The organism is Pseudomonas alliivorans, assembly GCF_017826695.1.
GTDB lineage: Bacteria > Pseudomonadota > Gammaproteobacteria > Pseudomonadales > Pseudomonadaceae > Aquipseudomonas > Aquipseudomonas alliivorans.
Window position 1 is genome coordinate 105,253 of record NZ_JAFFZW010000013.1, and the last position, 15,089, is coordinate 120,341.

Consider the following 15,089-nt stretch of genomic DNA (forward strand, 5'->3'; position numbering starts at 1 on the left):
GCAAGGCGGGCGGCTCGATGAAACGAATGGTTCGCACAGGAGCAATCCATGCAACACGAAAGCCCGACTCACGGCATGAGCATGTCGGCTCTGAGGCGTCACAAGCAAGGCCTGCACCTGGCCGACGAAACCGTGGCGATCGAAGTGCCGGGGCTCAATCTGTTCTATGGCGAAAAGCAGGCGCTGTTCGACATCGCCTTGAACATTCCCAAACAGAAGGTGACGTCGTTCATCGGTCCGTCGGGTTGCGGCAAGTCCACATTGTTGCGCACCTTCAATCGCATGAACGACCTGGTGGATGGCTGCCGCGTCGAGGGCGCGATCAATCTGTACGGTCACAACATCTATACCAAGGGCGAGGAAGTCGCCGAGTTGCGCCGTCGCGTCGGCATGGTGTTCCAGAAGCCGAACCCGTTTCCCAAGACGATCTATGAAAACGTGGTCTATGGACTGCGCATTCAAGGGATCAATAAAAAGCGCGTACTCGACGAAGCGGTCGAGTGGGCCTTGAAAGGCGCTGCCCTGTGGGATGAGGTCAAGGATCGACTGCATGAGTCGGCACTGGGCCTGTCTGGCGGTCAGCAACAGCGTCTGGTCATTGCCAGAACCATCGCCGTGGAGCCGGAAGTCCTGCTGCTCGACGAACCCTGTTCGGCACTCGACCCTATTTCGACCCTTAAAGTCGAAGAGCTGATCTACGAACTGAAATCCAAATACACCATTGTGATCGTTACTCACAACATGCAGCAGGCGGCTCGGGTGTCGGATTACACCGCGTTTATGTACATGGGCAAGCTCGTCGAGTTCGGTGACACCGATACGTTGTTCACCAACCCGGCCAAAAAACAGACTGAAGACTACATCACCGGTCGTTACGGCTAGGACGTGCTTCGTCAGACCTGAACCACCGCTGCGTTTTCGCAATTAACCGGACGTTCCAAGGACACCCAGCATGATCCACAAAGACAGCCACACGCATCACATTTCCCAACAGTTCAACGCTGAACTCGAAGACGTTCGCAGCCATTTGCTCGAAATGGGTGGCCTGGTCGAGAAGCAGGTCAACGATTCGGTCACGGCGCTGATCGAAGCCGACTCGGGCCTGGCCCAGCGGGTTCGTGAAGTCGACGACCGGATCAACCAGATGGAGCGCAACATCGACGAAGAGTGCCTGCGCATTCTGGCCCGTCGTCAGCCTGCGGCTTCGGACTTGCGTCTGATCATCAGCATCTCCAAGTCAGTGATCGACCTGGAACGCATCGGCGACGAGGCCACCAAGATCGCTCGCCGTGCGATTCAATTATGCGAGGAGGGCGAGTCGCCACGCGGCTACGTCGAAGTGCGGCATATCGGCGATCAGGTTCGCAACATGGTGCGTGATGCCCTCGACTCGTTCGCCCGCTTCGATGCGGAGCTTGCGTTGTCGGTGGCTCAGTACGACAAGATCATCGATCGCGAGTACAAGACGGCCCTGCGTGAGCTGGCGACCTACATGATGGAAGATCCGCGTTCGATCTCCCGCGTGCTGAACGTCATCTGGGTGCTTCGCTCGCTGGAACGAATCGGCGATCACGCACGCAACATCTCGGAGCTGGTGATCTATCTGGTTCGCGGCACTGACGTGCGTCACATGGGCCTCAAGCGCATGAAGGAAGAAGTGCAGGGCATCTCGGCGAGCGAAAAGGCTAATGTTCCGGGCGACGCTGACGATAAGTAAGATTGCCTGCAATAAAACGCCCGGCACTTGCCGGGCGTTTTTCGTTGTGCAGACGTACATTCTCAGCCGCCTGCGGATTAAATCCCATGGCGCAGTCAATCAATATGGCAGTTGGCTACTGGTCAACGCTATGCTTGCCGAAACAAAGGGCGTGTTGGCATTTTGCAGTTCGCCTCCAGGGTGAACACGTCCGCAGGAGCGTCGATGAGTAAGGTCAGTGTATTGGTGGTGGATGACGCGACGTTCATTCGCGACTTGGTTAAGAAAGGGCTGCGCAATTATTTTCCCGGGATTCATACCGAGGACGCAGTCAATGGTCGCAAAGCCCAGGCGTTGCTGAGCAAAGAGACGTTCGATCTGATTCTGTGCGATTGGGAAATGCCAGAGATGTCCGGCCTTGAGCTGCTGACCTGGTGCCGTTCGCAAGACAATTACCTGAAAACCGTGCCGTTCATCATGGTGACCAGCCGTGGCGACAAGGAAAACGTCGTGCAGGCCATTCAGGCCGGTGTCAGCGACTTTGTCGGCAAGCCGTTCACCAACGAGCAACTGCTTTCCAAGGTCAAGAAAGCGCTGGCCAAGGTCGGCAAGCTGGACGCGGTCATGTCCACCGCCCCGGCTCGCATGAACTCGCCACTGAACGACTCGCTGAGCGCGCTGACCGGCGGCAAGGCCGAAGTGGTTCGCGCCGCACCTGCGGCTGCCCCGGCGGCAGGCGGGATTGCCAAGGCACCACCCGTCGCAGCAAAGACGGCGGAGCCTACCGGTCGTGGACAAGGTCAGTTGCGTTTGCCTAACGGCATTCAGTCCTGCGTGATCAAGGCGTTGACCCTGAAGGAAGCGTCGCTGGTCGTGCGTCGCAGCGATAACCTGCCGCAAGTACTCGACAGTGCCGTGCTGGACCTGGAGCAGGGCGAGAGCAATGAGACCGCGCGTTTGAACGGTTACCTGCACTCGGTCGCAGCCTTCGAGCAGAAGCCCGACAGCGACTGGCTACAAGTGATCTTCCGTTTCGTCGACCAGGACGCGCAGAAGATGGATTACCTGTCACGCCTGATTGCGCGCGGCACGGCACAGAAGCACTTCGTTCCAGGCGCCTGATCGCCAGCCAGGTTTCGCTCTGGCGTCAATGGCCGGCTTTAGGTCATCGCTGTGCTTCAGCGGCACAGTGATGGCAGCCGATGGTTGAGTCCTGTTGCCGATCACATCGTTCCTCATCGTGCTTGCACGCCCTTGACGGCAACCTCTGCGTCTGCCTGACAGGGCTGTGTGATTTTTCGGTGCCTCTCTGTACCCGCTCTCCTATTTTCCGCACGCAGCGACTTCTATTTAGTTTTTCCAGAACCCTCACGTCCTGTGAGCTTCTGGAACGTATTCACATGCCATCGCTTCAATCGAAAATTCTCACGCTTGATACCCATCAATTGCTCTTCAATGTGGCGGTTGCACTCGACCCGAATCTGCCTGTGCCCGACCTGTCCGACCGCGACGTGGTGCCCGAAGATCACTTTCGGACGGTTCGACGGGTACTCAATCACCTGCTTGGCGACGACATCCGCTTCTCGACCGACGGTCTGGCCCAGCCGAATGCCGATCAGGAGCGCAGGCTGTCTCTGCTTTATCAAAGCGACAAGGCGCGCCAGTTGTGCGCCGACACGTTGCAGGTGCCCGAAGCCGACGTCAGTACCTGGCTGATGCAGCAATTCTTCGCCCGTATTGCCTGGCTGAATGAGTCGGTCGTGGTGACCGAGACGGCTCGGGCACAGCTGGAAAACTACCTGTATGTAACCTTGCCGTTCTGGGGAGGACGTGTCGTTCTGGGGCAGGACGAGTTTTCCGAGCTGGGCGAGCTGCTTGTTCCGGTGCCGGACGACTTACGCTTGTGGATGGTGCAATTCCGGCGTGGCGCCCGGCTGGTGCCGATTGCTCAGTGGGTTGCCATGAGCCCGGCACAGACGCTCTACAATGGTCTGGCTGCATGGCATGCCGTTGTCCACACGGACAGCGGGCAGGACGCGATCAGTCTGTTCTGCGAAAGCTTTTCACGCTTGATCCCGACCACTCAGTACCGTGACCGTGACCTGTTGGGCTGGCTCAATCTGAGCCTGGAGAAGACCGATTTCTGGTCGTCGTTCACGTCTTCACTGACGGGGGCACTTGGCGACGAGCGGTTGCTGGACAACTTGCAGGTGGATCTTGCGACGCCGACTTCGCTGGCAACACGGCTAGACTACCTGCGCAAACTGGCCAGCTACGTGGTGGATCCCGACAATGAGCAGTGGCTTGCGTCTGCCATAGCGGAGGCGCGCCGGGCACCCGGCATGCGAGCACTGTCTCTGGCGATCAGGCTGAGTTTCGAGCACTCGGGGCTGGCGTTCGAGTCGGCCATTCTGCTGTCGTCGTTGATACTGTTTTCGGACCTGGAGTCGAGCCTTCAACTGAACGAGGCGCTTCCTGGCTCGCAGCTTTTGAATGCCACTGTTCCACGCCTTGATGCCTGGAGCCCGCTGCGCAATGCCAACCAGCTGTTTGCCCGGATGGGGATCGAGGTGCTGTGCCGATCCGATGGCGCAGACCGTGTATTGCGCCTGTCGGCCCGTGAGACCTGGCATGCCCTGATACATACGTCCTGGTTTGAATCGACCTTCTCTCCCATGCTCGACAGGATGGACTGGTACGCAAGCCGCACCGATGAAGGCGCTTCGCCGCGCATCACGCAGGCACTGGCGGGGCGAGCGATCATTGATTATTTCCTCGGGGCTCCGGAAGCCGACGGCGAATCCCTTGAAACGAGTCTTCGCAGCGAATGGGTACTGGACTACAGCCATCGGCAACTGAGTGAGCGGGTCAAGGCGCTCATTCGCTATCGACAGCCTGACGCATCAACGTGCACCGTGGACTTGCTGCATTACCTGGTGTTGCGCGAGGCGATGCCGGAGCTGCTGGTGGAGGGTGTGCCTGATCACCTGCAATACGGGCGATCCTTGCAGAGTGTGGCGTTCATTCACGGGGTTGCGCTGATCGAGGCCATGACGCCCGGCCTGTCGGTCACGACGCCTTACGATGAGCTGATCAAGGTCAGCGCTGACTTGAGTCAGTCGCAAGATCCTGAAGTGCATAGGTTGTGGGCCACTGCTTTGACGGTTCCGGCCCTGCGTTATGCCACCGCCCACGGCGTCGTTCGGTGGTCGGGTACAAATGATGTCCTTCACGCGTCGCCCACGCAAATCAGCGAGGCACTGAGCCATGTGCAGGCGCAGCAGGAGCAGCACGCACAGGAATTGAACAGCCTGCTGTCGATCAAGCCGCCGGACCGCCGACAGCTTGCGCAGCAACTGCTGCGGAATGCAGGCGTCGATCGCGGACTGTGGGATCAGGCCGTCAAGATCACCCATTGGCCGGTCTTGCAGGATCATGGCTTCACGATTGCCTTTTCCTATTCAGTCGACCACTTGACGGCAGTGGGGCAGCCCGAAGCCACGGTTCTGGAACTGGTGATGATGGAAGAGGTTTACATTCCTGGCACGCCGACGATTCCGGAGGCTTACGCCAGCGCGTTCTATACTTTCCGCAAAGCACTGGTCAGCGCGCAAACCGATGTCATCAAACGGCTGTTGAACGAGATGCAGCCGGAGTCGCGTGACATGCTGTTGAACGCGACCTGTGAGATCAGTCGGGTCCGGTTTGGCACAGAAGAAGGCACCCAAGGGCTTTTCCTGCGTTGTCAGCGCGGTGATCATCGCAACGATTTCAAAGGTCATTCGGTCAGCGAGTTTTTTTTCGAGCTGATCCCGGCTTCCGGTGTCGCACGTGAAACCAGCCAGCGTTTCACTTACGCGGTCGACGGCGTCACTTGGTCCCACCCGATCTCGATCCCTGAGGCGTTTCACCTGCGTGACGCGCATCAACGTCGCATCGAAGAAGCCAGGACCACGCCGTTACTGCCCATGGACAGTGATGCCTACCTCACGGGCACCGTGTCGCGCGTTATCACAGCCATTCACACCCCTGCCCAAGGCACGCTGGTGCCTTCCAGCGAACTGGTTTACCTGCCCGCTGCCGATGAGCAGGCCAGCGTGGCTGCGCTGGCGGCTGCTGCGGCGAGCCACTTGCTGGCGAGCCTCATGGAAAAAAGCAGAACCGAGCACCAGCACGAAACCAACTGGGAGCGCATCTGGACCAGGGAACGTGAGTACGCGGACGCCGTTGCCCGCTTCATCGTCCCGTTTTACAGCTGCATCAAGGATCTGGAGAGCGGTGACCATTCAGCCGGCGTCATTGTCGGCTGCGTGATCGATATCGCATTTGCGCTTGTGCCGCTGGGGCAGTTTGCGGGCTCGACGGCGCGCATCGTGCTGCGGGCCGGGGAGATGAGCGTCTGGTCCGTCACGCGCCTGACCGGCAAGGCGGTCGGGCGCCTGATCGTGGGCCTGGCCGAGCAGAGCGGCGCGGTGCTGGTGCGTGATGTGTTCAAGGTCGGCATCAAACTGGGCCGGCTCGGTCTCTCGACGCTGCTCGAGGCCGTGCCGTCGTTGAAAGCGATCTTCGCATCGCGGGCGGTGATGGAAAGTACATTCAGCCTCGACAAAGGCATGTACCGCATTCTGGATACGCCCCAGCACCCTTGGCAGCCCCGGCGCATTGCATCGGACAGCCGGGCTGTGGTCGATGGTCGCTCCTCAATGGCCGTGCGTGATGTCGGTACGGCGCAGCAGCCGGATTTCAGGCTGCTTGATCCGGAAGCCGACCGTGTTTTCGGAAAAAGACTGACCCCCTTGTCCTCTGCACAGTCCCCGGAGTTTTCCGTTCTGTCGGCGGCAGACAGCATCGGTCCAGACCGCTACCCGCCTGTGCTGCCGATCACGTCGGTGGAAGACGGCTTTCATGAGGCTCGTATCGATAGACGCTGCAGCGTAAGCACGATCCAAAGAGCGGAAGGCGAGTACGACATCCTGATCGATGGCCAAGCGTACCATCTGGACGCTGACGCCCCGAATGCTGCACTGCGCAAACGACCGGTCGCCAGGCTTTCCTCAACGACCGAAACGTTGAGAGAGACGGAGAACCTGTGCCGGGTGCGCCGTGACCTGATATCAGTGCCTTGTGCTACCGGCGTCAAGCTGACTACACCCGCCCCTGAACCTGTGCAGCCGGGTTCCACATCACCCAAACGCACTGGCAAATACCCCAGCCATGCCATGGATGCCCGCGAGTTCACCCTCGACAGGCAGTCTTTGGTGACTGATAGCGGAGCGCAGGATCTCGATGTGTTCGTCAACGAGGGCAAATATTGCAAATGGTCCGAGCCGGTCGAAGCCCAGGCATCGACATCGTCGCAAGCCTCAGTCGCGACGGGCAAGGCCGTTGTGTCTCTTTCGGAGCGTGAACGTGCGCTGCTCTCGCTACCGGAAACGCCAGCCTATCTGCCGGAGTTGCAAGGCACGCTGGCAGACGATCATCTTTTGGGGCTGCCGGAGAACTTCGGGCTCGAAGACTCCATGTCCGTCTATCAGCACGTTCCGGTCGTTGAACTGGGTGCTGTCGCGTCGGGTGTTCAGGATACGCGGACCTTGCGTGGCATTCGCATGGAGATTGCCGGGCAGGACTGGATCTTCGTGGAGGCCGACACGGGTGTGGTCTACAAAGCCCGAACACCCTCTGCAGTGGGTGACCAGAACCTCAGGTTTTCCCGTGTCGAAGACGCCGATGAGATCAACACCTTCGTCCGGCTGTCGGAGCAATACCGGGTGTTTCGAGAGCGCCCCGATGCGGTCATTGACCAGGAAAATATCGCGCGCCTGCTGTTCGATCTGGTCGACGAGTCTGAACGGGCGTCGTGGCACGTCTCGTGGAGCAGGCAGATCAAGACTTATGACGACTACGCCAGTTGGTGCCAGGCCAGCCAGCAGAGAAACGAGTTGCTCAGGATCGCCAGCGACGTGTTGTCGGGTGAAGCGATTCAGAAACGGTTTGTGGAGCTCGCCAGGGCCAGCATCCCGGATTTCAGAAAAATTGCCGAGCGAACCCTTCCCGAGCAGCAGCACATTGTGGATATCCTCAACCGCCTTATGCCGGTACAGGGCTCCAAGGCAAAGTGGGAGATGTTGAATGTGCAGAGTGTCGTGACACCCAAAGCCGCGAGAAATATCCTCGACCAGGTCAAGGGTGCCAACCTGTCCTTTGTCCAGGTGTACACCGAGTCGGGTGAGCGGATGGTCTACTACGCGCTGTCCGGCGGGCTGAAGGCCAAGGCTCTGAAGTTGCAGGTCGATCTGGCTGAAAGCGCTGAACGCGTCATCGACGGCGTGGTGTTTCGTGATGCACGAGCACGCATGGCCGGGCGTCTGCCGGATCCGGGTTTCACCAGCCTGCCGGTGGTCAGAGACGCTGATCGTCTGGTGGTCAGGGAGTTCGGCCGACAGGTGGATTCCGAGCGTTTGATCGCCACCGTGCTCAAGGAGGACTTGGCTTCGACGCGATTGACCCATATCAAGGTGTTTACGGTGATGGACACCTGTCGCTCCTGCGGCGGTTTCGTTCTGCCACGCCTCAAGCTGGACTTCCCGGACGCGCAGTTCTCCGTGACTTACCTGAAGGATTACGGCAGATCATGAGGCCTTCGTCGTGGCGCCGGGCCGGTCGTGCGGCACCGCGACCCAATGGCGCGTATTTCTTGACGCCCATGCTGTTGCCAATTGAAACCGCGATGTCCTTTTCTGCCTGCAACGCTGCTAGGCTTGGCAATCATTGTCCATGAACCAGACCCTCCTGATGCTCGAACGCCTGTTGATCCTGACCGTCCTGACCGTGGCCGCTCCCGCCGCCTGGGCGATCACGATCTATAAAACCACCGATGCCGACGGCGTCGTTTCGTTCTCGGACCGATCTTCGCCCGGTGCTTCCGTGCTGGTTTTCCGGGACCGGATGGTCGAGCGCATCGAGCAGCAGGTGCATTTGAGCATCAAGCGGGAGAAGGGCGTTCACAGTCTGTATGTGCGTAATGACCTGCATGCGCCGGTCGAGGTGGAGCTGAAGCTGTCCAGCGTCAGGAACGTACTGGGCGTGTCTGGTTCGTCCACGACCCTTCGTCGCACGATTCCGGCGCGTACCAACGAGCGTGTGGTGGTGCTGAGCCCCAAGGTTGCAGGCAAGGCGATGAATTATGCCTCGATGCTGACCTCGACCCTGGGCGACCCACGAAGCACGGCGCAGCTCTACCGCTATCCGCTGCCGTGGGTAGGCGGTCCGTTTCGCCTGACCCAGGGGCCAGGTGGCAAATACAGCCACTATGGCATCAAGGGGCGCTACGCGATGGACATCGCCATGCCTGAAGGTACACCCATCATCGCGGCGCGTGGCGGCACGGTGATCAAGATCGAGAACGGCCAGGCAGGCAGGGGCGCGAACGCTTCCGGCAACTTTGTGCGCATCCTGCATGAAGACGGCACCATGGGCGTCTACCTGCACCTGATGCGCGGCTCGGTCAGTGTTGCTGAAGGGCAACGGGTCAGCGTTGGCAGCCCGCTGGCACGCTCGGGCAATACCGGCAACAGCACCGGGCCGCACCTGCACTTCGTCGTGCAGCGCAACACCGGCCATGAACTGGTCTCAATCCCCTACGAGTTTAACCAGCCCGTGCAGAGCCTGCCCAACTTCGCGGTGGGTGGGAATTAGCAACCGGTTTGTCTGGGCAAAAGCGTCCGGGCGCAGGCTACTCCCACAATCACGCGCTTCAATCCAGTTTCAATACCTTGGCCAGCACGATTTTGGGGCCTTTCATCTTTTTGATGATGATGCGCAGGCCTTCGACTTCCATTTGCTCTTCTTCTTCCGGCACCCGCTTGAGGGTTTCGTAGATAAGCCCTGCCAGGGTTTCGGCTTCGATATGGTCCAGGTCGATGCCCAGCAGGCGCTCGATCTTGAACAACGGCGTATCGCCCCGCACCAGCAGCTTGCCCGGCTGATAGGCCAGGATGCCGCGCTCCACCTTGCGGTGCTCGTCCTGAATGTCGCCTACCAGCACTTCGAGCACGTCTTCCATGGTCAGGTAGCCGATGATCTTGCCGTCCGCTTCCTCGACCACCGCGAAGTGCGCGCCGCCCTTACGGAACTGCTCAAGCAGTTGTGACAGCGGCATGTGCCGGGAAACGCGTTCCAGCGGACGGGTCAGCTCGGCCAGATTGAACGACTCGGGAAGGTGATCCAGATCCGCCAGTTCCAGCAGCAGATCCTTTATATGCAGCAGGCCGACGAACTCGCCGCGTTCGGCGTCGTACACCGGGTAGCGGCTGAACTTGTGGCGACGGAACAGCGCAAGGATTTCCTTGAGCGGTGCGTTGAAATCAAGCGTGACCATGTCTTCGCGGGAGTTGGCCCAGTCCACGACCTCCAGCTCGCCCATTTCCACGGCAGAGGCCAGCACGCGCATGCCTTGGTCGCTGGGGTCCTGGCCGCGGCTGGAGTGGAGAATCAGTTTCAGCTCGTCGCGGCTGTAACTGTGTTCATGATGCGGACCGGGTTCGCCCTGGCCGGCAATACGCAGGATCGCGTTGGCACTGGCGTTGAGCAGGTAGATTGCCGGGTACATGAGCCAGTAGAACAGGTACAGCGGCGCAGCGGTCCACAGCGACAGCAGCTCGGGTTTGCGGATAGCCCAGGATTTGGGCGCCAGCTCACCGATCACGATGTGCAGGTACGAAATGATGAAGAAGGCGGTGAAGAACGAAATGCCCTTGACCAGTTCCGGCGTATCGACGCCCATCGCACTGAGCAGCGGCTCCAGCAAATGAGCGAAGGCCGGCTCACCGACCCAGCCAAGCCCCAGGGAGGCGAGGGTGATACCCAACTGACAGGCCGACAGGTAGGCGTCCAGCTGGCCGTGTACCTTGCGCAGGATATGTCCGCGCCAGCCGTTCTTGTCGGCAATCGCCTCGACCCGCGTGGAACGCAGTTTGACCATGGCAAATTCCGCCGCAACGAAAAAACCGTTGAGCAGAACCAGGAACAGCGCAAAAAGAATCATGCCGAAGTCGGCGAAGAGTGAAGACAGGTCGAAACTAGGGGAAGGGTCCATGGTGGGGTTTTACGGGGTCCGTTCTAACAAATGGGGGTGTGAAGCTGCGCCGAAAAAGCGCCTTGAACCCGGCAATGTAGCGGCTGTGCAAGCGATTGCCTAGTAGTCTGAGTCGTCGCTTTCGGGTTTGGACATCTGGCTGGTGGCAAAATGGCAGGTAAAAACGCTGCCCTTGTTCGGCACGCTGTTGATTTCAAGGGTGCCGCGATGACGCAGCAGCACATGCTTGACGATCGCGAGCCCCAGCCCTGTTCCTCCGGTATTCGATGCACGGCTGGTATCGACCCGGTAGAAGCGCTCGGTCAGACGCGGCAGATGCTTGGTTTCGATACCGATCCCCGAATCCTGCACGCTCAGGTGCGCGCCGCGCTCGTCTGTCCACCAGCGGATACGGATAGTGCCCTCTGCGGGCGTGTACTTGACCGCATTGAAGATCAGGTTGGAGAACGCACTGCGCAGCTCGGTTTCACTGCCCTTGAGCAGCATCTCGCTCTCGATGCTGAGGCTGATCTGCTGATTCTTGCTGCCTGAAAGGGCGTTGGCGTCGGCCTTGATGGTCTTGAGCAGCTTACTGACAACCACCGGGTGGTTGTCCGACGGGTAATCAGTGGCTTCGAGCTTGGCCAGCAGCAACAGGTCGTTGAGCAGCGTCTGCATGCGCCCGCCCTGCTGGTGCATCTGTTGCAGCGCCCGTACCCAGCGTGGATTCACTTCGTCCACGTTGTCGAGCAAGGTTTCCAGATAGCCGAAGATCACCGTCAGCGGTGTGCGCAATTCATGGGAGACGTTGGCAACGAAGTCCTTGCGCATCTGTTCCAACTGGTGGATGCGCGTGACATCGCGCACCAGCATCAGGTGTTCGTTGTTGCCGTAACGGGTAATCAATAATTGGATGCGCAAGTGATCGTTGGTGGGCGAAGGAATTTCCAGCGGCTCGGCGTAATTGCCTTGGGCAAAGTATTCCTTGAAGCGCGGGTGACGCACCAGATTGGTTACCGGCTGGCCGCTGTCCTGCGGCGTCTTGAGGCCCAGCAGGGTTTCGGAAGCGCGGTTCCACCACTCTAGGTTGCCCTCGCTGTCGAGCATGATCACCGCGTCCTTGAGGGCGGCTGTGGATTCCTGGACGCGGTCGATCACGGCCTGCAGGCGGCCGCGTACGCGTTGGTCGCGGCGCTGAAGGTGATAGATGCTGTCGAAGACCTCGCCCCACAGGCCGTAGCCGTCCGGTGGCGGTTCGTCAGCCTTGTGGCTGCTCAGCCACTCATGCAGGCGCAGCAGTTGCTTGAGGGTCCAGGCCAGATACAGGCCCAGTCCGATGGACAGGCTCCAGCCATACTGTCCGCTGATCAGGCCGACCAGCAGGCAGGCAGTGACCAGCAACAACATGTGGCGTATCAGCGTGCCATGCCAATTTTGGTTCAATTAAGGGTAAATCCTTGTCTGGTGCACGCTGGCCGGTGCCCTGTGTCTGCGAGAGCGACTGTCAGCTTTTCGTGGAAAAGCGATAGCCGGTGCCGCGCACGGTTTGTACCAGATTTTCATAAGCGTCACCCAGGGCTTTGCGCAGGCGGCGAATGTGGACATCCACCGTGCGCTCCTCGACATAGACATTGCCGCCCCAGACCTGGTCGAGCAGTTGACCACGGGTATAGGCGCGTTCCTGATGGGTCATGAAAAATTGCAGAAGGCGGTATTCGGTCGGGCCCATTTCTGCGGGTTTGCCATCGATGGTGACTCGGTGGCTGATGGGATCGAGCAGCAGGCCACCGACTTCGATGGGCGCTTCACCGTCTGTCGGGCCGGCACGACGCAGCACGGCCTTGAGGCGCGCCACCAGTTCGCGGGGCGAGAACGGCTTGGTGATGTAATCGTCAGCGCCCACTTCCAGGCCCTGGATCTTGTTGTCTTCCTCGCCCTTTGCCGTGAGCATGATGATCGGGATATCCCCGGTCAGCTCATCGCGCTTGAGGCGACGTGCCAGCTCGATGCCTGAGGTGCCGGGCAGCATCCAGTCGAGCAGGATCAGGTCCGGCTTGCGATCAACGATGATCGCGTGGGCCTGCTGAGAGTTTTCGGCTTCGATACAGTCATAGCCGGCCATTTCCAACGCAACGGCGATCATTTCGCGAATAGGCGCTTCGTCGTCAACGATCAGAATGCTCCTGCCAACCATGCTTGAACCTCGTGTCATTTAACTGTCTTGGGGCGCATTAGATAACGGAATTATTGCAGTCGTGTGACAGGTTGGGATGAGGCTATCACGCATGCCCCTGGCCGACTAAGCTGGGTGGGCTGTCTTGAACTCATTTCAACGATAAAAAAGAGGATGTACCCGATGGCTAATGTCTCTACTGCATTCAAATGTCTGCTGGCTGCCGCTGCCCTTGTATCATCCGGACTGGCCTTCGCGGCCGAGCCTGCCATGGAGCAGGACGGCAAGCTGGTCGATCATAAAGGCATGGCGTTGTATACGTTCGACAAGGACAGCACGGGCAAATCCGCCTGCAATGATCAGTGTGCGATCAACTGGCCGCCGCTTGCCGCTGAAGCCGACAGTTCGGCCGAGGGCAAGTGGACAGTGATCACCCGTGATGACAAAAGCCGGCAGTGGGCTTACGACGGCAAGCCGCTCTACACTTTCAAGAATGACACCAGGGCCGGTGAGGTCACTGGCGATGGTAAGGGCGGCGTCTGGCACATCGCCAAGCCCTGAGGCGTGATACCCGAGGGCGGTCAGCGCAGTGCGTAATCGGCGACGATGCCGAGGAATATCGCAAGCCCCGCCCAATGGTTATGCAGAAAGGCCTTGAAGCACGCGTCCCGCTCGCGCAGGCGCGTGCTCCAGAACTCCCAGGCAAAGCAGCCCGCCGCGACCGCCAGACCTGCGTGGAACCACATCCCCAGCTCGAAACGAAAACCGGCGAGCATCAGGCATCCCAATGCCAGACCCTGCAACGTCAGAATGATCACGCGGTCCGCATCGCCGAACAGCACGGCGGTGGACTTCACTCCGATCTTCAAATCGTCGTCGCGGTCCACCATGGCGTAGTAGGTGTCGTAGCCGACCGTCCACAACAGGTTGGCGATGTACAGCAGCCAGGCGGCGGCAGGCAAGTCGCCGGTCTCTGCAGTAAACGCCATCGGCATGCCCCACGAGAAGGCCGCACCCAGGACCACCTGCGGGTAATAGGTGTAGCGCTTCATGAACGGGTAACAGGCCGCCAGCGCCAGACCGCCGAATGACAGCCAAATAGTCGTGGCGTTGGTAAACAGCACCAGCACAAAGCTCAGACCCACCAGCACCGCGAACAGAATCAGTGCTTCCCGGCCGCTGACCTTGCCGCTGACCAAGGGTCGCTGTTCGGTGCGCTTCACGTGGCCGTCCACTTTGCGGTCGGCGTAGTCGTTGATCACACAGCCCGCGGCGCGCATCAGGAACACGCCCACAACGAAGATCAACACGTTTGCCAGCGACGGCGAACCCTTGCCGGCAATCCAGACCGCCCACAGCGTAGGCCACAGCAGCAGATAGACGCCGATCGGCTTGTCGATTCGCGTCAACTGGATGAAGTCCCAGATGCGCGGATTCAGGCGATTCAGCGATTTGAGCAGCGACTGGTACATCAAACGGGTTCCTTGTTTTGAACCAGGCTCAGGAAAGACGGCAGGAACACTTCGGCAACCAACACGCGCAGCGGACCGCGACTGAAACAGGAGCGACGTGCCCACAGGTCGTGGGCAGAGTCGCCAGACGGCAGCCAGGCGGCAGGGTAGCGACAGACTTCAAGCGGGCCACGGTCGAACGCGGGGTCACTGAACAGCAACTCACCCAGTGAGCGCGACCCCAGCGTGTCCATCTGCAAGCCACCGTTGTGCAGCGCACTGCGCGCCGCCACGCTGCGTGCGAAGACCCAGCGGTTGCCATTGCCGAGCAGATACACTTCGCGGACCCAACCCTCGCTCGCTTCAGGCAGCACCAGTGCGGCGCATTCGTCATCGCGTAACGGTTGCCAGCCTTCGAACAGCGGAATGACGCTGAATCCTCCGTCGGACAGGCGGTCCAAACGACGGGTCAGGGAATCCTGATTGAACAGCCAGTCCATAATCGCTGGCGCGGGTGCATCGACCAACCGGTCGCGCTCAAGCCAGACTGGCGTCGTAAAGGCGGGGTTTTGCTGGGTCACGGTAAGCATGCGTCGGCAGTGATCGGGGTGGCGAGCTTATCATGATTGATGGCCCCGGCAGCCGGGGGCAGACAGCCCGTTATACAAACGGGCTTGCATCCGGGCCTGCCGATCA

General features: G+C 59.8%; 11 protein-coding genes. 6 read left to right on the top strand and 5 right to left on the bottom strand.

Features of this window, described 5'->3' with window-relative positions; genetic code table 11:
- Positions 1-48 precede the first annotated feature (48 nt).
- From pstB to JTJ32_RS24545, 5 genes are all read left to right on the top strand, one after another.
- Positions 49-882: a phosphate ABC transporter ATP-binding protein PstB gene (pstB, locus tag JTJ32_RS24525; RefSeq protein ID WP_024694904.1), complete on the top strand. Its 834-nt coding sequence runs from the start codon at positions 49-51 to the stop codon at positions 880-882.
- 70 nt (positions 883-952) lie between these two features.
- Positions 953-1,717, top strand: coding sequence for a phosphate signaling complex protein PhoU (gene phoU / locus JTJ32_RS24530; RefSeq protein ID WP_004881622.1), 765 nt, complete (start codon positions 953-955; stop codon positions 1,715-1,717).
- A gap of 204 nt (positions 1,718-1,921) precedes the next feature.
- Positions 1,922-2,818, top strand: coding sequence for a response regulator (locus JTJ32_RS24535; protein WP_099231234.1), 897 nt, complete (start codon positions 1,922-1,924; stop codon positions 2,816-2,818).
- 278 nt (positions 2,819-3,096) lie between these two features.
- Positions 3,097-8,331, top strand: coding sequence for a deaminase domain-containing protein (locus tag JTJ32_RS24540; RefSeq protein WP_210043593.1), 5,235 nt, complete (start codon positions 3,097-3,099; stop codon positions 8,329-8,331).
- Positions 8,332-8,488: 157 nt separating this feature from the next.
- Positions 8,489-9,391, top strand: coding sequence for a peptidoglycan DD-metalloendopeptidase family protein (locus tag JTJ32_RS24545; protein WP_210043604.1), 903 nt, complete (start codon positions 8,489-8,491; stop codon positions 9,389-9,391).
- A gap of 58 nt (positions 9,392-9,449) precedes the next feature.
- On the opposite strand, the gene JTJ32_RS24550 is transcribed toward JTJ32_RS24545, so the two are convergent.
- The 3 genes from JTJ32_RS24550 to phoB form a co-directional block, all read right to left on the bottom strand.
- Complete coding sequence (locus JTJ32_RS24550) at positions 9,450-10,790, bottom strand: hemolysin family protein (RefSeq protein WP_099231236.1); 1,341 nt, start codon at positions 10,788-10,790, stop codon at positions 9,450-9,452.
- 99 nt (positions 10,791-10,889) lie between these two features.
- Positions 10,890-12,212, bottom strand: a complete 1,323-nt coding sequence (gene phoR / locus JTJ32_RS24555; RefSeq protein WP_099231238.1) for a phosphate regulon sensor histidine kinase PhoR — start codon at positions 12,210-12,212, stop codon at positions 10,890-10,892.
- Between the two features lie 61 nt (positions 12,213-12,273).
- Positions 12,274-12,963 carry a phosphate regulon transcriptional regulator PhoB gene (gene phoB / locus JTJ32_RS24560; protein ID WP_004881608.1) on the bottom strand — a complete coding sequence of 230 codons (690 nt, stop codon included), beginning with the start codon at positions 12,961-12,963 and terminating at the stop codon, positions 12,274-12,276.
- A gap of 162 nt (positions 12,964-13,125) precedes the next feature.
- Between phoB and JTJ32_RS24565 the strand changes: the two genes are divergently transcribed.
- Entirely contained in the window at positions 13,126-13,503 is a 378-nt protein-coding gene (locus JTJ32_RS24565) for a COG4315 family predicted lipoprotein (protein ID WP_099231240.1), read from the top strand.
- A 20-nt stretch (positions 13,504-13,523) separates the two neighbouring features.
- Here the strand turns inward: JTJ32_RS24565 and ubiA are convergent, their stop codons facing one another.
- Both ubiA and JTJ32_RS24575 read right to left on the bottom strand, forming a co-directional pair.
- Entirely contained in the window at positions 13,524-14,414 is an 891-nt protein-coding gene (ubiA, locus tag JTJ32_RS24570) for a 4-hydroxybenzoate octaprenyltransferase (protein WP_099231242.1), read from the bottom strand.
- Positions 14,414-14,974, bottom strand: coding sequence for a chorismate--pyruvate lyase family protein (locus JTJ32_RS24575; protein WP_099231296.1), 561 nt, complete (start codon positions 14,972-14,974; stop codon positions 14,414-14,416). The genes ubiA and JTJ32_RS24575 overlap by 1 nt, the downstream gene beginning before the upstream one ends.
- Positions 14,975-15,089 lie beyond the last annotated feature (115 nt).

Coding starts and splice junctions, on each gene's coding strand:
- JTJ32_RS24565 (WP_099231240.1), top strand. CDS start 13,126: ATGGCTAATGTCTCTACTGCATTCAAATGTCTGCTGGCTGCCGCTGCC.
- pstB (WP_024694904.1), top strand. CDS start 49: ATGCAACACGAAAGCCCGACTCACGGCATGAGCATGTCGGCTCTGAGG.
- JTJ32_RS24550 (WP_099231236.1), bottom strand. CDS start 10,790: ATGGACCCTTCCCCTAGTTTCGACCTGTCTTCACTCTTCGCCGACTTC.
- ubiA (WP_099231242.1), bottom strand. CDS start 14,414: ATGTACCAGTCGCTGCTCAAATCGCTGAATCGCCTGAATCCGCGCATC.
- phoU (WP_004881622.1), top strand. CDS start 953: ATGATCCACAAAGACAGCCACACGCATCACATTTCCCAACAGTTCAAC.
- phoB (WP_004881608.1), bottom strand. CDS start 12,963: ATGGTTGGCAGGAGCATTCTGATCGTTGACGACGAAGCGCCTATTCGC.
- JTJ32_RS24535 (WP_099231234.1), top strand. CDS start 1,922: ATGAGTAAGGTCAGTGTATTGGTGGTGGATGACGCGACGTTCATTCGC.
- JTJ32_RS24540 (WP_210043593.1), top strand. CDS start 3,097: ATGCCATCGCTTCAATCGAAAATTCTCACGCTTGATACCCATCAATTG.
- JTJ32_RS24545 (WP_210043604.1), top strand. CDS start 8,489: ATGCTCGAACGCCTGTTGATCCTGACCGTCCTGACCGTGGCCGCTCCC.